14 protein-coding genes are annotated in these 18,683 nt (G+C 45.3%); 1 reads left to right on the forward strand and 13 read right to left on the reverse strand.

All coding sequences use genetic code 11. The annotated features are described in order from the left end of the window. Positions 1-31: 31 nt before the first annotated feature. From lepA to gpr, 4 genes are all read right to left on the reverse strand, one after another. Positions 32-1,849: a translation elongation factor 4 gene (gene lepA, locus KJS52_RS04915; RefSeq protein ID WP_213513564.1), complete on the reverse strand. Its 1,818-nt coding sequence runs from the start codon at positions 1,847-1,849 to the stop codon at positions 32-34. 123 nt (positions 1,850-1,972) lie between these two features. Next, complete coding sequence (locus tag KJS52_RS04920) at positions 1,973-2,458, reverse strand: hypothetical protein (protein ID WP_213513565.1); 486 nt, start codon at positions 2,456-2,458, stop codon at positions 1,973-1,975. Positions 2,459-2,927: 469 nt separating this feature from the next. After that, positions 2,928-4,154 carry a stage II sporulation protein P gene (gene spoIIP, locus KJS52_RS04925; protein ID WP_213513566.1) on the reverse strand — a complete coding sequence of 409 codons (1,227 nt, stop codon included), beginning with the start codon at positions 4,152-4,154 and terminating at the stop codon, positions 2,928-2,930. 216 nt (positions 4,155-4,370) lie between these two features. After that, a complete protein-coding gene (gene gpr, locus KJS52_RS04930) occupies positions 4,371-5,375 on the reverse strand; it encodes a GPR endopeptidase (RefSeq protein ID WP_213513567.1) in 1,005 nt (334 codons plus the stop codon). A gap of 241 nt (positions 5,376-5,616) precedes the next feature. On the opposite strand from gpr, the gene rpsT reads away from it, so the two are divergent. Then, complete coding sequence (gene rpsT, locus KJS52_RS04935) at positions 5,617-5,889, forward strand: 30S ribosomal protein S20 (RefSeq protein ID WP_213513568.1); 273 nt, start codon at positions 5,617-5,619, stop codon at positions 5,887-5,889. A 114-nt stretch (positions 5,890-6,003) separates the two neighbouring features. On the opposite strand, the gene KJS52_RS04940 is transcribed toward rpsT, so the two are convergent. The 9 genes from KJS52_RS04940 to KJS52_RS04980 all read right to left on the reverse strand — a co-directional run bounded on the left by KJS52_RS04940 (position 6,004) and on the right by KJS52_RS04980 (position 18,679). Continuing rightward, positions 6,004-7,389: an ABC transporter substrate-binding protein gene (locus tag KJS52_RS04940; protein WP_213513569.1), complete on the reverse strand. Its 1,386-nt coding sequence runs from the start codon at positions 7,387-7,389 to the stop codon at positions 6,004-6,006. Positions 7,390-7,600: 211 nt separating this feature from the next. Further along, on the reverse strand, positions 7,601-8,896 hold the full coding sequence (locus KJS52_RS04945; RefSeq protein WP_246563131.1) for an MFS transporter: 1,296 nt from the start codon (positions 8,894-8,896) through the stop codon (positions 7,601-7,603). Between the two features lie 20 nt (positions 8,897-8,916). Further along, on the reverse strand, positions 8,917-9,570 hold the full coding sequence (locus KJS52_RS04950; protein ID WP_213513571.1) for a TetR/AcrR family transcriptional regulator: 654 nt from the start codon (positions 9,568-9,570) through the stop codon (positions 8,917-8,919). A 110-nt stretch (positions 9,571-9,680) separates the two neighbouring features. Next, positions 9,681-10,448, reverse strand: a complete 768-nt coding sequence (locus KJS52_RS04955) for an ABC transporter ATP-binding protein (RefSeq protein ID WP_213513572.1) — start codon at positions 10,446-10,448, stop codon at positions 9,681-9,683. A gap of 95 nt (positions 10,449-10,543) precedes the next feature. After that, positions 10,544-12,877, reverse strand: a complete 2,334-nt coding sequence (locus KJS52_RS04960; RefSeq protein WP_213513573.1) for an ABC transporter permease — start codon at positions 12,875-12,877, stop codon at positions 10,544-10,546. Between the two features lie 196 nt (positions 12,878-13,073). Beyond that, positions 13,074-14,141, reverse strand: coding sequence for a DNA polymerase III subunit delta (gene holA, locus KJS52_RS04965; RefSeq protein WP_246563132.1), 1,068 nt, complete (start codon positions 14,139-14,141; stop codon positions 13,074-13,076). Between the two features lie 219 nt (positions 14,142-14,360). Next, positions 14,361-15,383 (reverse strand): hypothetical protein, encoded by a 1,023-nt coding sequence (locus KJS52_RS04970; protein WP_213513574.1) that lies wholly within the window; start codon positions 15,381-15,383, stop codon positions 14,361-14,363. Positions 15,384-15,406: 23 nt separating this feature from the next. Then, positions 15,407-15,955: an RNA polymerase sigma factor gene (locus KJS52_RS04975; protein WP_213513575.1), complete on the reverse strand. Its 549-nt coding sequence runs from the start codon at positions 15,953-15,955 to the stop codon at positions 15,407-15,409. A 165-nt stretch (positions 15,956-16,120) separates the two neighbouring features. Next, positions 16,121-18,679 carry a DNA internalization-related competence protein ComEC/Rec2 gene (locus KJS52_RS04980; RefSeq protein WP_213513576.1) on the reverse strand — a complete coding sequence of 853 codons (2,559 nt, stop codon included), beginning with the start codon at positions 18,677-18,679 and terminating at the stop codon, positions 16,121-16,123. Between the last annotated feature and the right edge of the window lie 4 nt (positions 18,680-18,683).

The following is an 18,683-nucleotide window of genomic DNA, read 5'->3' on the forward strand; positions in this document are numbered from 1 at the left end:
TGACTTCCTCGATAAAGCGTAGGGAGCGCAATTAATCCTCGTCGATTTTCAGCACCGCCATAAATGCTTCCTGCGGCACCTCAACGCTTCCTACCTGCTTCATCCGCTTCTTGCCTTCTTTTTGCTTTTCAAGCAGCTTGCGCTTACGGCTAATATCACCGCCGTAGCATTTGGCAAGTACGTTTTTACGCATCGCTTTAACCGTTTCACGCGCAATAATTTTTGTACCGATTGAAGCTTGAACCGGCACCTCGAACATTTGGCGTGGAATTAGTCCTTTCAGCTTTTCGCAGATGATGCGTCCGCGCGTGTAGGCGCGATCCTTATGCACGATAACAGACAACGCATCAACCTGCTCGCCGTTCAGCATAATATCCATCTTCACCAAATTTGAGCGGCGATAGCCAATTAGCTCGTAATCAAAGGAAGCATACCCCTTCGTGCTTGATTTAAGCTGGTCGAAGAAATCATAAACAATTTCCGCAAGCGGCAAATTGTACGTAATCGTAACACGATTTTCATCCAAATACTCCATGTTGACGAATTCGCCACGCTTGTTTTGGCATAGCTCCATAATTGCACCAACGTAATCGTTCGGCACAATTATGCTTGCCTTCACATACGGCTCCTCAACATAATCTAGCTTGCTGGATTCCGGATAATTGGACGGGTTGTCGATTTCAATAACAGTGCCGTTCGTCATTGTAACGCGATAAATAACACTCGGTGCCGTCGTAATTAACGGAATGTTGAACTCCCGTTCAATCCGTTCCTGGATAACCTCCATATGCAGCAACCCTAAAAATCCGCAGCGGAAGCCAAATCCGAGCGCAGTGGAGCTCTCAGGCTCATAGCGCAGCGAGGCATCGTTTAGCTCCAGCTTCTCCAATGCTTCACGCAAATCGTTGTAATCCTGTGATTCGATCGGATACAAGCCGCAGTATACCATCGGGTTAATTCTGCGATAGCCAGGCAAAGCCTCGCTGGCAGGACGTTTTGCATCTGTAATCGTATCCCCGACACGTGTATCCTTCACGTTTTTAATGCCTGCCACGACAAAGCCAACATCGCCTACGCGCAGCTCGTCAATAATAGTCGTTTTCGGCGTAAAGCAGCCGACCTCTATTACTTCAAATTCAGCATCGGTTGCCATAAAGCGAATATTTTGCCCTGCCTTGATCGATCCGTTAACGACGCGCACATAAACAATAACGCCCTTGTAAGCATCATAATGCGAATCGAAAATTAACGCTTGCAGCGGAGCGTCCGGATCTCCCTCAGGAGCAGGCACCTTCGCCACAACCTGCTCAAGAATTTCTTCGATGCCGATGCCGGCTTTCGCCGAAGCATGTACCGCGTCACTTGCATCGAGCCCGATTACATCCTCGATTTCCTGCTTTACCCGTTCTGGTTCAGCGCTCGGCAAATCGATTTTATTAATAACAGGCAAAATTTCCAAATTGTTATCAAGCGCCAAATAGACGTTAGCCAATGTTTGGGCTTCGATCCCTTGTGCAGCATCTACAACGAGCAGCGCCCCCTCGCAGGCTGCCAGGCTTCGAGAAACCTCGTATGTAAAATCGACATGTCCTGGAGTATCAATCAAGTTAAGGAAATATTCCTCTCCATCCTTTGCCCGGTAAGACAAGCGAACGGATTGCAATTTAATCGTAATGCCGCGCTCTCGTTCCAAATCCATTTTGTCCAGAACCTGAGACTGCATTTCACGCGAGCTAAGTGCTCCTGTCAGCTCAATAATTCGATCTGCCAACGTAGACTTTCCATGGTCGATATGAGCAATAATCGAAAAATTTCTTATTTTCTTCTGTCTTTCGCGAACGTCGGTCATGCCAAACCCCCACACATTCCATGAATAAAATCAATCAACCTATTATAACAGTAAGCGCAATTCACATCAATGGAGAAATGAAAAGCGGCACGCCGCTTGAGGAAGCGCATGCCACTTATGCTGCTAATTGATTACATTGTTAAACAGCTTGGCTATAAATTGAATGCCGCTTGAGGAAGCGCTTTGCAGCACCTCCGAGGTAGAATCTGCGATCCGATTCACTGCAGGCTTGCCAGTATGCTCCTCATTCAATAGAAGCTTTTGCTGCAGCTCTTCCTTTTCCTTCAACAGTGCAAGACGCTTCAGCTCAGCAATTTCCGCTTCAAGCGCAGCGATTTCCTGATCAACAGCGAAGTCTGTCGAATCCGAGCCGCTTGAAAGCTCATCTGCTTGACCAAGCTCCTCCTGCTCCTCCTCTTGCCCATTGATTGGGATTAAGCCTGGCGGTTCAACATTGTCAAGCGATTGACGCTGAGCAGTCTCCCCACCTTGCTCCAGCGGCCCATATACCCGCTCAATGCCCGCTGTTGTCAGCTCCATCATATAGAGCACAATAATCGTAATGGCACTGCCGAGCACAAGCCATTTCCAAGCTTTGCTCCGAAACATAGCAATTACATCCCTTCTTTGAAAAAATCAACCTACAACATTCACCGTCGAATACGCTACAGCGCAACTACATCGTCATCAAAGTCCAGCTTTTTAAGCTTCCTCATTTCAATCAGGTTTAAAAAGCTGGGCTTTCAGGACCAAGAAGATGGCACGATACTAGAAAGCGAGGAGCGCAGCGTAGAGCAATAGCTACGTGAGCACCACAGCTTTCGGTAGCGTGACATATTCGCCGTCGACTAATCTTCGAAGCAATTACACCGTCATCAAAGCCCAGCTTTTTAAACTTCCTCATTCCAATCAGGTTTAAAAAGCTGGGCTTTCAGGACCAAGAAGCTTGGACGCTAGTAGAAAACGAGGAGCGCAGCGTAGAGCAATTGCTACGTGAGCACCGCAGTTTTCGCTAGCGTTCAAGATTCGACGTCGACTAAGCTACAGAGAAGTCGCATCGTCATCAAAGTCCAGCTTTTTAAGCTTCCTCTTTATGGATTTGTGCTATTACTTTGGCTAGTGCCTCCGCCGTCCGATAACATTCCTCCAGCGTATTATCAATACCGCCAACTTCAATCAATACACTTTGCGTCGATAACGATTGATTGTATTCCGCATTTCCGCTATTCGCATTTTTCCCCCAAATACCGCGCGATAAACCTGGATACTGCTCTTCCAGCTTGTCATGCAGCTTGCGGGCAAAGGCTTCGTTCTCCTTCCAATTCGGATTGCGCTGCCCGATAATAAAATATACCTGTGCATAGCTTTCTCCATTAATTTCTGCGGTTGTATATTTACGAGCCTGTGAGTCACGATGCAAATCAAATATGTACTGTAGTCCATCATTGCTCGCGATCGCTTCCTTCACCGTTTTGCGCGAATATTTGTAGCTGTATTCCCACTCATAATCCGGTACCGCAGTCGGGTAGTCAGTATCAGAAACCATCGCGCCCAAACCTAGCTTTTCCAGTTCCTCTGCCAGCCGCTGACCGACCAGCGTAATGTTTTTGTTGCTCGATTGCGCATCAGAGCTCGATTCTACACTGTTCCATGATTCGCGATTATGCGTATGATATATAAATGCAACAGGCTTGTCCTGACTGGCAGCATTTGCTTGCGTATCCGTTCCTGCCGTATCTTCCCCGGAGTTCTCATCGTCTGGTACAGCAGCACTTGAGCTTTCTGGATCAAGCTTTTCCGCTTGTGCCAGTAAATCATCCACATATTCGCCATCAGTAGGCTCGTAGCCGTATCGATGGGTATCCTGCGGCCCAACTGAAGGGTCGGAGCCTGTGCCGCCGTGAATAAGTGTCGATTGCTCCTTCACTGAGCTGTACAGCATCTCGCTTGCAACAATGCTTGCAGGATCGAGCAAGGAAGCATTTGTTATTTTCTCAAGCAGCCAAATGCTGAAATTTTTCAGTGTAAAGCTGTTGATTTGCTGATTGGCTTGATAATAGGACATCTCCTCTGCCAAAATAGCCTGCAGCGTATCTTGCTTTACTTCGACTGTGGCCGCCTGCTGCAGCGGATGCTCCTCCAATATCGATTGGCGCAGCTGAGCGCCCAGTCCGATTATGACAATAAATGCTACAGACAACAGCATCAGCATTATATATTGCTTTGCCTGCGCTTTAAATTCGATCCAATCCTCTGTTTCCTTCCACTGTTCAATTGCTACATTCAGCTTTACTCTACGTTCCATTATCTCTACTCCCTCTCTGGCGTTGTAGACTATCAATCTACTTCTACTCTATGAAGCTGCCAGCAGCAATAGAACATAGATTTTGCAAAAATGATAGATTTGTCTCCAGCACAAGAGAGGACAGCGAGGATCACAATCGCCTTTAAGCCCAACCTTCTGAAGTACATCCTCAAAATAATTGGGCTTAAATAGCGAAGCAAATTTGCAAAGCGATATTTAGTGGGTATAGGCCGCTACATTATTCGTATCAATCGCTTCATGCAGAGCAGCGTTCAAGCCACTTGCAATAATATTGCCGATATCTTCAATAAACTCGTCAATTTCCTTCGGTGTGACAAGCAAATTATGCCCTACTGGCTCGAGTACCTCTTTTACAAACATTAAGCGCTCCTGCTCATTCATTTGATTAAGCAGGCCGAAAATTTTATCATTGTCGCCATTTTGCTTGGCCAAATGACTGCGCATCAGATCAATCGTATTATTGACAATCGTCGAAGCATACACGACTGTTGGCACGCCGATTGCAATAGTCGGAATACCCAAGCTTTCAAAGGTTAAGCCTTTACGCTTGTTGCCAATGCCGGAGCCTGGATGGATGCCCGTATCGGCTATTTGAATCGTCGTATTGACCCGTTCAATCGATTTGGAGGCAAGCGCATCGATAGCGATGACCAAATCAGGCTTCGATTGGTCAACAATCCCTTTTACAATTTCACTTGATTCTATGCCAGTAATGCCAAGCACTCCTGGTGAAACTGCACTTACTGGACGATAGCCTGGCGCAACATCATTTGGCATAAGCTCAAAAAAGTGGCGTGTCACCATAACGTTTTCTACAACAATTGGACCAAGCGCATCGGGGGTTACATTCCAGTTTCCAAGTCCAACAATTAATATTTTTGCATCCTTCGCTATGTTTAAACGAACTAAAAACTGTTCAAATTCTTTTGCCATATGTGTAGCAACTCGATCCTGCAAATTGGTGTCGCCATTGCGCAGCTCCGGTACCTCGATCGTAATATAGTGGCCGATCATTTTGCCGATCGCTTGCGAGCCTAGAGCATTTTGTACATGCAGGCGTGTAATCGTTATTCCTTGATCCTCGATTACATCCTTCGCTACACCTTCGATCGGCGTTGAACCAAGCTCTGTCGCCATTTCCACTGCTTCCAGGGCAAGATCTGTTCTTACCTGGTATAATGATAAATCAAGCTCACTCATCTGCTGTTCCTCCTAAAACGTTTTGTAGCATCATTGCTTTCGAACAAGCTCGAAAGCACAGGCTGTCAACCCATAGCATGCATAGTGTTCGCTCAAAACTTGCAATTCATGCACCTTGAAATTATGATATTAGCCCGCTCTGCTCTTGCATTTTGCCAAGTCGCATGATAATATATTTTAAGTTGTGTTGATAAGGTTTCTGGAAAAAGAAACGCTTTGACTAGTTTAGGAGGTGAATTTCATGCCAAACATTAAATCCGCGATTAAACGTGTGAAAACAAACGAGAAACGTCGTGCGTTGAACGCTTCTCAACGTTCCGCTCTTCGTACTGCTGTTAAAACTGCTGACCAAGCGATTGCAAACGCTGATGTTGAAGCAGCTAAAGTTGCTTTGATCACTGCTTCGAAAAAGTTGGACAAGGCTGTAACTAAGGGCCTAATTCATAAAAATGCGGCTGCCCGCAAAAAATCTCGTCTTGCTAAAAAACTTAACGCACTTAGCGCTCAAGCTTAATAGCTGATGAATTGAACCTCACCTTATGGTTGAGGTTTTTTGCTTTTAAAAAATAAAAAAGCAGCCAGTCCCATTATCATTACAGATGGGAACTGGCTGCTTCGTTGCGTCCAACTAATCCGCCCAAAGCTCGGCTATCGAACTATCCATTTGGGCTTTATATTTCTCTATAACAGTAGAAACAGAAACTCCTTCATTAATCTCTTCCACTATTTCATAATAAGGCATGTTCGGGTATCCGTCGATAATCTCAAGAAATCTAACGTTTTTGACTGTTTCTCTTGCATTGTTGACATCCTCTTCCGTTGCAAAGCGTTTTTCAAACCCTGCCTGATGCGGATATTCATATACGGACTCAATATCGAAAATCTTCTCATACAGATACAAAATTTTATCTGGATCTTCTACGGTCTTCGGAATTGTCAGATAGCTCGGCGAGGTTACGAAGCCATGATACATCGTCGCGCTCGGGCCTTTAGGAGTCGGGAGGAAACCGAGATCATAATCAGCCATGTCAATATTCAATGAATCCATGTCATAATCTGCTCCAAAGAACATAAGCGTATTTCCTTGCGTAAAGAATTGCTTAGGCTCCGTCCAATCTCCGCCTTCTGTCGGCCTCACTACTTGCTCTGTCGCAAGCCTTGACATAAATTCCAGAACTTCTAATGTTTTGGGATCCTCGAGCCCAGACTGGCCGTCAATTACAAAATTGGCACCGGTATTGGAAGCCAAAATGAAATTGAATGGAGCAGATGCAAGACCCCATGTGTCCAGCTTTCCATCATTATTGGTATCCCAATTCGCTTCTTTGGCAACCTGTAAAAAGGTTTCCCAGTTCCAGTTATCCTCGTCTACATATTCCTGCAATGGTTTCATCCCTAGCTGATTCATGAGAGTGCGGTTGTAGATAACACCCCGAGCCGAAGAATTTATCCCTGATTTGAACCCGTATCCTCTTCCCTCGTAATAGGAGTATTCAAAGGTATCTTGTTGAAGAAACACATTTGTATTAGCTACATATTCGTCAACAGGCCAAAACAAATCCAGCTTGGTCAGCGATGGGATCATCTGTCCCCGAGACAAGCGAATAATATCACCGACTGGCTGACCAGCCATAAGCGATGCCGTCACTTTTTCCTGATACTCACCAAGATCGATTGTAACAAATTCCAGTTCAAAATTGTGCTCCTCCTTCAACGCCTCCAAATTCGCCAATCTTTTGGCACCATCAGGAGTATCATCCTTGATCGTTTCGTCATAGCTGCTTACCCATGTAATTACCCTGCCGCCTAAATCAAAATCCATCTCTGGTGTCGCGTTTGGATTAGTCTGTTCGAGTTCATCCTCGCCTAAATTGGTGTTTCCTGCTTCATTACCTCCTCCTTCTACATCCGTGACGTTATCAGCTCCGGTTCCGTTGCTTCCGCTGCTGCATGCCGCCGCGAAAATGATCAACATGCTGCATAGCAATAAAAACAATACTTTTCTAACTGCCATTTCGGTTCCCCTTTCTTTTATTTTCGCAAGCGCTTTCAATCATGCTGGTATGAATTGCTGACTCGACTACCTTCATTATGAAAGATAGCGAAATTCAGCAATTCCTTTTGGATTATACTATCCACTCTTATGAGTAACCATGGCAGATATCAAGAAAATTTGTAATTATTCAATTAAAGAAATATCACTTTACGGAAACTCGCATCACTTTTCAGGAAGATGAACCAACTGTTTTATCATCAAGCGACTTAATCGATTGAATACGAGAAGTAATTAGCGCAACGACTACTACTAGCAGTCCTGCAATGATAAATAAAAATGCGATGCCTCTGCCTGGCCCTACCCCAATCAAGGAGCCAACCGAATGAGCCAGAGCTCCGCCTTCGACAAGCCATGGATTAAACACCTTATCAGCCAGTACACCAGCTGTACTGTATGCGATAATAAACCCGATCTGTGAAAGTATCCCAATGATCCCCCATACTCGACCTTGCTTCTCGTTCGGAATATTGCGCCTTACAAGAACGTCTGCGCTAGTATTGACGAATGGCAGCGAGCCTAAAAACAGAAAGCCTGCAGCAATCAGCAAATAAATATTCGTTGACGTGCCCAGCAGTGCAAAAGCAAGCCCGGCCATTACAAGACCGATAACAAGCATGGAAGAGTAACGCTTCATCAATGTAAACATGCCGATCAGCAGGGAAGAAACAAGCATGCCGATTGCGCTGATTGACTGGAACATGCCTAACGTTTTCGCATTGGCAAAGGATAGAATCATTGGGCCAATCAAGGTTTCCAGGAAGCCGAGATAGAAGGTTGCAAGCGAGACGATAATAATGAGCAGCAGTACACCGCGATTATTTTTAATCGTATTCCAGCCTTCTACAATTTCGTTGTACCACGGCTGCCTCGCTCCCTCGTCATTCGCCGCTTTCAGCTTATTGCGAATAACAAATACAGCAATGACTGCCACCACATAGGTCAGCATATTAATTATTAAAATAATATCGATCGTAGTAATCGACAGCAATATGCCAGCTATAATCGGGGAAAATAAAAACTTTGCAGATTCGGCAAGCTGGACGAGCCCGCTTCCTTTAGAAAAATCTTTCTCATCCAGCAAATCCGTTGCCGAAGCGCGATAAGCCGGCGCTTGCAGGGAGGAAAAAATCGAGCTGATCGTCACACCGACATAGATATGCCACAGCTCAATCCGATTGGACAATATCATCAGCAGTATAAACAGCAAGCCAAGCGCAGCTCCTAAATCGCCAATAATCATCATCAGGCGGCGATCATAGCGATCAGCGAGCACGCCGCCAATAGGGCGCAGCAAAATATTCGGAACAAAGGTGAATAGCGTAATAAGTGCAACGGCTGTCGCCGTATTCGTTGTTTCGAATGCGTAAACGCCTAGCGAAAATGCCGTCAAACCGATGCCGATCATTGAGATAAATTGTCCCGCCCATACGATTAAAAACTTTGCGAAAGATTTTTTTTCTGCCATACTCATCCTCACCTTTCATGCTATTTCAATTCAAAATGCTCCACTAGCCTTTCATACATGACGGTAATATAATGAAAGCTTCCTTTCTCTGCATGAAGCACCGTTTCAGTGATCGATTGAAAGGTTTGCGCACGCTTTAATAGCTGTTCAGCTGTCCAGTCAAATATCGCTGTATCCAACAGAAACTGAGAAGCGACCAGCAAAAACTCAACAACCTCCTGCGCATCGTTGTCAAGCTGGTAAATGCCTTCCTCCACTCCCTGCTCGATAACTTTGGCGATAATCGGCGCTATCCGTTTAATCGTTTCCGTCAACGATTTCATATGCAGCTCGGCATTTTCAACCCGATGAATTTGCTGGATCACTTCTTTTTTGTTGTCAGTTTCAAAGCTTTGCGCGCTTAAAATAAGCTTCAGCTTTTCATGTGCATTCAGTGACGGAATGGCTAAAATATTCTCTGCCGCTTCTACTCCTTTATTTACATACATCAGTACGATAGCTTCAAGAATGTCTGCCTTCGATTGGTAGTGATAGTACAATGTCCCTTTGGCAATACCAACCGACTGCAAAATATGCTCTACCGTTGTTTTGCCGTAGCCTTGCGTAATAAACAACTGTTCTGCTGCCTGCAAAATTTCTAGTCGTCGATCCTCGGGTGGTTTTCCTGCAAACATCCTGATTCTCCTTTCTCATTATCTTTTCAACTTCATCACTCTCGACCGACCGTCGGTCGAGAGTGATGAAAAAAAATGTATGCCGCGCTCGTAAAACTAAAGCTACAAGCTTAGAAGCCTTGCGCAGTTAGCCAGGTATGCAGCTCCTGCTCACGCTGCGACAATTGATCGCTGCCGCGCTTATATTTGCCAAGATGCTTTTCAGCTACAATGCTGCCATCAACCATAAACAGCACACGTTCAGATTTGGCGGCTACTTTGCTGTCGTGGGTAACAACCATAATCGTCGTGCCCGATTCATTGATTTCATGCAAAATATCCAAAATATCATTTGACGATTTGGAATTAAGCGCCCCAGTAGGCTCATCGCCAAACAATATATCCGGGCTATTAATTAAAGCTCGACAAATCGCCACTCGCTGCAGCTGTCCACCGGAAGCTTGAGTAATGTCATGATCAATTAACGACGAAATACCGACACGCTCCATAAGCTCTGCTGCGCGCTTTTTAACCTGCTCGCGCGGCATTTTTTTGGCCATAAAGCCGGACAGCACAATATTGTCCAAAATATTCAAGCTTTTGAGCAAATGAATATGCTGAAAAATAAAGCCCATACTGGATAAGCGCAGCTTGGAAAGCTCCTTCTCCGACAATGCGGTCAGCTTCTTGCCCTGAAATTGCACCTCTCCGCCTGTCGCTCGGTCCATTCCACTAATATTGTAGAGCAGCGTCGACTTGCCAGAACCAGACGGCCCCATAACCGTTACAAATTCACCCTGCTTAATTTGCAAATCAACATCCTTCAAAATAGGCTGCGGCTGCTGACCGTTGACTTGAACTGATTTGCTTAAAGATTTTGCCTCCAAAATAACTGACATGCAGAAACCTCCCACGACTTTTCAAGTTTAATGCCTAGCTATACTTCTCCGTACATGAAAAGTACATCGGAAGCATACGCTACAACTTTTCATGTTTACTCGGCTATCGAGCGAGAAATACTCGTTTTGCGAATCGAAGCAAGGCTGCCTAAAGCGGTCAGGCTGACAACAGCAAACAGCAGCAGCGGACTCCATACATATGCCTGCATCGGGTCAATGACAAAGCGAATATTAGATGCGCCAAAGGAAGCCATCACCATGCCGACTAGCGCCTCGCCAAACGTGTTGGAGCAAATCGTGCCAATAACAACTGCGAGCAGCAAAATCATCAGCATCAGGCTCAAATATTTGACGCGCACATTGGATAGCGAGAAGCCGATGCTGCGTAAAATGGCAATCTCTGAAGTATCCTTGGCAATGAGCATTTTCATAAATAAAGCAGTTATCAGCAGCGATAAAAAGACGGCAATGACAATGCCTACGACAACTAGCAGCTGCAAGCGCTCAACCGTATTGCCAAGCGTTTGCTCCAGATAGCCTTCCAGATTCGTCACCTTCGCCGGCGCAAACTGCTCCTCATATTGCTTCATAATAGAATCAAGCTGACTATGATCCCTTACATCAAGGCTTACGACATACCATAAAATATTGTCTTCATTCGCTGCAAAGCGCGCTTTGGCTGTTCGTCCGCCATTGGTAATATCCTGATAAATGCCGCTTATGGTAAAGCTTTGATCCTGACCCTCAACCTGCAGCACGACTGAATCGCCGATTGACTTTCCAAGCTCGCTGCTATTCGTATAGGAAAGCGCAATTTCCTGCATTGTTTGCGGAGCTCTTCCTTCCATATACTCAAGCGGAAAAACATCAAGATCTCCAGTTTCAACGCTTAAATTGTCATAGCTGCCTTCATCGTTGGCGATTTTAAATTGGCTCGTAACAAGCGCGGCGTGCGATTGCACGGCTGCATCCTGCTCTACCGTTTGCAAAAGCTGCGCATAGCGCTCTTTAATATCGCTAGTATGGCGAAGGTCAATGCGAATATCGCTGTTTCCAATCCCCATGTAAGAAATAAAGCTTGGCGAATTCATCGTATTATAGAAATTGACTGGCACGATCACAATAAATGCGCTAATCGCAAAAACAAAAAACAGCAGTCGGAACAACTTCATTCTTTGCCAGCCGTCTTGCACAGCAAGCAGCAGCGGCACAGACAATGATTTGTTTTTATGGATCGACATCTTCAGCTTCGATCTGCCCGCTTCGCCTGTGCTGCCGGAGCGTATCGCTTCAACAGCAGATATGCGATCAAATCTGCGCAGCACCATATAGCTGAACAGCACAATCATGCCAAAAATTAAAGCAATCGCGACGAGTGGTACTAGCGCATGCAGCGCAGTTTGTGGAGCAGTCCCCATATAAAGCGCAATATTTTGCGTAAACAAGCGATAGACGGCGAAGCTTGCAGCATAACCTGCAATTGCTGCTGTTAGCGCTAGCGCAACATATTTGCTCATATACAGCCGTTTAATCATGCTCGGCGTCATGCCGATTGCTTTCATTACGCCAATTTCCCGGTAATCTTCCTCCATCGTCGCCAGCATCGTAAAGCGAATGCACAGTATTGCGATTAGGTTAAGAATGATGCTGATGAGTATAATCACTGCTGCGATTATTCCGTCACCCAAGCCATTTAATAGCTGGAACAGCGAATAGTCGACAAATGGCCCTTGCTGCGGTAAAGCCGAATTTTGGAATTGCGTTGTAAATGCTTTTAGCATTGAAAAATCATGAAGCCTGAACTCAATCAGGTACTCCCGCTCCTGAATGACACGCGTCAGCTTTTCAAAGTCCTGCTCGGAAATGACAAAGCGCTTCGAATGCACCAGTGCAGGATTCATTTGAGCGTCTCTTACAAAGTCTGAAATGGTGTATGTGGCAGAGTAGCGGCCGGTATCGAATTTGACCTGATCTCCTATCTCCAGCCCGTATTGAGACTTGTAATAGACGGGTACAGCGATAGAGCCCTCACCTACTTGCACCAATTCACTTTGCAAATTCAACAAATAATCAAACTGCTCGCTTTGCGTAACAAAGCTGATGTCCATGACGCTTGCCTTTTCTGACTCCTCCTGAAGAAATAACTGTGAGCCGTCCACATTAAGCATTTCTACAATTTGAAGATGCTCCACCAGCTCATTGTCCCTTGCCCATTGTTCAATTTCTGCTTCGTTCAATGCGCCTGCGTGCATTTGTACAGCATGGGGCGCTTTCGCCTCAGTAAACAAATGCTGAATCGACTGCGTAAGCTCGACAATCATTTTGGCGCCTGATGCCATGAGCACAGAAGCTAAAAAAATGAAGATGAACAAGGTTGCGGTAATACTTTTTTTGCGCAGCATGTCTTTCTTAAGCATACTTGTCAGCATGTAAACTAAATGCCCTCCTATCCTTTCATTTAATATATGGAAACTATTTCTACTACTATCTTAACACGTCCTGTCACCCTGTAATCAGTCCAGGGACTGAATTGCTCTGTTGCTAAACAAGGTACAAAAAAATAGCCACTAACAAAATGTTAATGGCTATAGCATCATACAGGAAATATTTAATTATTTTTGGGTTCTATGACATCTTCCTGTGAAAGGACAGGGTATAGCTGCTGCCAAGCGATAAAATGAACAGCTCAAGTCCAAGTGCCTTCTCGACTCGACCGCTTTTCATACTGTAATCGAGATCAGCAAGCGAGCTTAACAGCTCTGCCAGCCGTTTCTTTGGGTAGCTCGTTGCCTTTTCTGCCGCCAGCTTGACGGCATATGGATGGGCGCCAATCATGCCAGCTATTTGCTTGGGGCTGTATTGCGACTCCTCAAGCTCCTTAATTTGCAGCATCATGCGAATTTGCCGCACGATTAAAGCGATAAGCTTAATCGGCTCTTCCTTGCGGACCAATAACTCCTTATAAATGGCTAGCGCTTCATTTAACTTAATATTTACGATCGCATCTACTAACGCGAACACATCTTCTTCAATCGTCACAGCAATGAGCTGATCGACAAGTGCAACTGTAATTTCTCCCTTGTCTCCAACGTGCAGACACAGCTTGTCCAGCTCCTGAGACAACTGCTGCATGGACATGCCAATTCTGCGTATTAACAGCTCTGCAGCATCCGGACTAATTTCGCGGCCTTGCTCGCCTGCTTTTTTACGCAGCCATTGAATAAGCTGTATATGGTCTAGCTCGGGAAAATGAACAAGCACCTTGCGATCTTTTAAGCTTTTGACCAGTTTTTTACGCTCATCCAGCTTTTCTGCGTATACAATAAACACCATAACGGTGCTTTCCAGCGGATGCTCTATGTAGCTCAATAGCGTCTCCGGGCGATGCTCAAGCTTGGCATTGTCTTTACCGACACTAGCACTGAAAATAGAGCTGTCCTTTACGATAATTAGCTTTTTTTCCACAAAAAAAGGTGCGGAATCAGCCTCGACTACAATTTCCTCCAGCGATGTCTCTTGAGTATCAAATTTAACAATCCCCATATGCTGATCCTCAGCTGTAAACATACGGTTTTTTAGCAGCTCAACAAACTGCTCAATACGGTAGCGATCCTTGCCGTATACAACATATAACGGCGAAAAGCGTCCGGCCTTTACAGCTTTGATTGCCTCTGTTGCCTCTATATCGCACACCCCCAATCGTCAAAAGTGTACCACTGTCCTGGCATTACTGCAATGTTTTAGCAGCAAAACAAAGGGATAACCTGATCGGCATCCCTTTGTTATATATTAACATTCCTAGCTAGTTCCATGGCACTAGCTATAGAATGGTCTTACGACGGCTTCAACCAGTCGCAGACTTTGATATATTGTAATATACGCAGCAGTAGTGAAATGTGTGACAGAATGTTATTAATTTAGGCGCACAGTATAGCTGGAAAATTGTCCAGCGTCATTTGTTACGCCATACTTGAATGATTTGCCTTCGGCATCCCATTCAATAAAGCTGGCCGTACCGCTTGCTTCCAGCTCCCAGGTTTGCAGCTTTTGCTCGGAACTTGTCTCATATAAAACTATTGTATGCCCCTCAAAGGCAATATAGACTTTTCCATCAGGAGAAAAATGCTTATCGTTTAAAGTGCCTTCACTCGCTATGCCGAATGATGGAGAGGACGACTCAAGCTCTTCATCAGCTGTGTCAGGTTGATAGCTTCCGCTCTGATCAATGATTGTAGTTTCTCTGTTGTCAGACGGAGACACGGGTGCTTCAGTCGCCTGAGAAGCAGTATCCTTGCCCGGACCGGTCACTTCACTTGGTAATGATTCGATAGTTAGACCACCGCCCTCGTTAGCCTGAAACGTTGGAGAAGGCGTATACGTCGATTCATAAGAGCCTGAAGAAGTGGACTGGCTATTCTTTTGCATGTTTTCGATTATGCTTTCAATAGGAGATGAAAGCGGCTCGATGTGATATCCGCTTTCAGGATCGCCAATGGAATCCTCCATACTTTTGTTAACAAAGTTTTTGTGCGCGCCTGAAGTCGACATCACATTATAATCCTTGTCAGAAATTCTCGTATCAGATAAAGCCAGCTCAGTTGAGGTATCATTGGCTTTATTGTCGCCCGCAAGGCTGGACATTGTAAATATAACGGCAGCTGCCGCTGCAATGCTTGCCGCTGCTGTCATCCAGCGCTTCCAATGGACCGATTTGGCATGATCCTGCTTGGCTCGCTGACGATCTATCGCATCCAGCTCTGGCATTATGGAATCTACAATACTTATCGAAGGGGTTACCCGAGGCAACTGCTCTAAGCTACCAGAAAGCAGCGTCAGCCGTTCGAATAAATCCTTGCAAGCTTTGCATTCGCTAAGATGTTTCATCAGTGTAGTAAGCTCTTGCTCGTTCAGATCGTAGTCTAATTGTCGCTGCATTAGTTCACCTACTTCTGTGCAAATCATCCTCTAACACCACCTTTCTGATAATCTTGCAGTAATTGCTGTAGCTGTTGTCTCGCACGAAACAGATAGGATTTCACAGTATTTAGCGGAAGATCCAGCGATGCTGCGATCTCATTATAAGAAAAGTCCTGCAAATACCGTAAAATAACTACAGTTCGATGATGCTCAGGAAGCTGCTCAATTGCTTGTTTAATATCATCCATAGCAAATGCAGCAAGCACGTCATGCTCTACATTGCTTTTTTCCTGAAAGACAAGCTCATGCTCTTCAATTGAAATTGTTGGCTTGTTGCGCCTAAACTTGTCAATGCAAATATTGGTAACGATACGCTGTACCCATGTCTTAAACTGAGCTTTTTCTTCATAAGTATCTATCTTTGTATAAATACGAATCAATGCCTCCTGCGAAGCATCTAGCGCATCCTGCTCATTGTTTAATATATAGTAAGCGGTTCGATACACATGGTTTTCAATCTCCCGCAAAAGAGTGACTAATGCTTCTCGATCACCCGATTGAGCCGCTTTAATTAGCGAAGGCTCTACCACGTGAAAGCTCCCCCTCTCATGCAACCTTACAGACGTTTTGCTCAGCGCAAAGGTTGCAGTTCATGTTTCAATGTTATCACTATTTTAAATAATTTTATGCTTTTTCAGCAAACCTTCAGAATCTACCATTAAAAGCATATCAAATAATGCAACATTCGTCACCGTTTAGTTCCACTTCACATAATAGGAACCTTTTGGATCAACAATAAATTGCACCTCGCCCTGCAAATCGGTACGCCATACAAGACTTTGGTACTGCGACAATCTACCTAAAACATCAGGGTGCGGATGACCGTAAACATTATTGCGTCCCGCGGAAATAACTGTTGTCCGAGGCTGTACGAAAGACAGCCAGCTATAATCTGTGGAATAACGACTGCCGTGATGTGCCGCCTTCATAATATCAATCGGAGGCAACGGCGTGGCTCGAGCCTCTTCCACCCTCATGCGATGCTCATTAATGATCGATTCTTCCGTACTGCTGCCTACATCACCTGTATACAGCAGCGTTGTCTTATATACGGTTAGCATAAATACGAGACTTTGTTCATTTTGCTTCTCTGCCTCGTAAATAGCGGATGGAAGCTGCTGCAGCGGCCACAGCACATCAACTGTCGTATAACGGTCAATATTAATCTGCTCACCTATAATTGGTGTGCGCAAAACAATCCCTTTTTCCATAATAAGCTGAAAAAGCTGCTCTGCCTCGCTTGATTGCTTATAGCTTCCGTTCCACCATATCTCTTTTACTGGTATCATTTTTATAATTTCAATTAAGCCGCCAATATGATCGCTATCCAGATGCGAAATAATGACTGCATCAAGCTGATGGACTCCTCGCTTCATAAGAAGCGGCAGCAACACCTTTTTGCCAACCTCAAACGGGTCCCTGCGCTGTTTCCATTCCTCCTGCTGGCCAAACTGGATCGTGCCGCCACCGTCAATCAGCAGCATTTTGCCAGTTGGCGTGCGGATTAAGCTTGCATCACCCTGACCAACATCAAGAAAGCTTATCGTTGCATTGCGATCCAGCATTTGCGGAGCATAGCCGTAAACAAGCAGCAGTCCCGCAAGCAGCAAGCAAATCCATGTCGGCTTATTAGCCTGCAGCCAGCTTTTTTGCTGCTGCGGATAAATAATGGACAGCTCGTCATAGCCATCAATCGGTTCAGTAACAGAGCGATCTGACGAATTGGACAATTCTGGCTTGCGGTCAATACGCCGCCAGCGCGTAAACAAGTAAAACCAAATGCCATACCAAAGCAATATCCAATAAATAGACGGAGTTGCCCAAATCGTGTACAGCTGATTTACTTTGCTTAACATCTCTACGATAACAAAAGTAAGCTCATTGCACCAATGGACAATGCTGGAAATTGGTTTCGCAGCAGCAAGCGATATATGGCCGATAAGCAAGGAAATACTGGAAAGCGGCATGACGATCATGCTAATGAATGGCACGAGGAAAAAATTAGCCGCCAGCGACAATAAATGAAACTGATTAAAATAGTATATGGAGAGCGGAAAGGAAATGATCTGTGCAACAACCGTTACAGAAAAAAGATCAATTAGCCATTTCCAGCGGGTGGTTTGCGGCAAAAGACGCTGTACGGCAGGCACGCCTACAATCAAGCCTAATGTTACGACGAACGATAGCTGAAAGCTTACATCATGCAGCAAGTAAGGCTTCCACAGTACAAGCAAGGCTGCAACAATCGCAATAATATGCAGACCGTCCTTTAGCCTGCCTGCTCTTGCTGCCAGCAAGCCCAGCATCGCCATCATTCCTGCTCTAAGTACAGAGGGCGACGCGCCTGTTATTGCAACATAGCATGGAATCGCAAGCATCAGCAGACTAATAATCTGCTCCTTGCTGCAGCGCATCCATTTCAATACGGTTGTCACAATATACATAAATACCGCTACATGAAGGCCTGAAATCGCTAATATATGGGTTAACCCCAAGGTTGAAAAGCTGCGAAACTGCTCAGGATCCAAATCCTCGCGAATTCCTAAAATCAATCCCTTCAAATACCCGCTCTCAACCTCATTATATAGCTGATCCAGCGGCGCTGCCATCCGCTTTCTCAGCAGGTCAATTTGGTGCAGCAGACTGCTGTAATGCCAGTTGCTATCCATAATTTGCAGGCTGCTGCTCCCCTTGCTTTTCCATAGCCAGTGAATGCCCTTGCGCTGCAAATATTGACGATAATCAAACATGCCTTTATTATTCGCTTCTGCCGGGATTGTGATCGTGCCCTGCAGCGCTATATTCAATCCACGCCGCCATGTTGAAGCCTGTTCGAGCTCTGATTGCTCCTGCAAGGTTAACTGCACAGCAAATGTCTCGCTTTCATGAATCGGCAAATCCTGCCGGGGAAAGAAAAGCTCCTTAGCTTGAAACGTGAAGCGAACCATATTGCCGTCAATCTCCACCTCGCTTGTAATGATGCCAGAAGCCTCAGCATCAGCCTGATCAAGCTGCAGCGGCAAAGCAGTTGTATTGTAATAATCCACCGTATAGCGCTGCACTGATCCGAGCATAAATAATACGAGCAGCAGACAAGCAAGCTTGCGCGAGCATGCCTGTCTGAGGCCTGCTATAATGAGAACGATGATTAGCGCGAAGGTTAATAAAAGCCATAAGGCGATATCCTGAAAAATGATGCTTATGTGACCAAGCAAAAATGCAAGGACAGCGTATAGAAGCGGTCTTTTAGCCACAGTA

This window comes from Paenibacillus montaniterrae (assembly GCF_018403185.1).
GTDB lineage: Bacteria > Bacillota > Bacilli > Paenibacillales > Paenibacillaceae > Pristimantibacillus > Pristimantibacillus montaniterrae.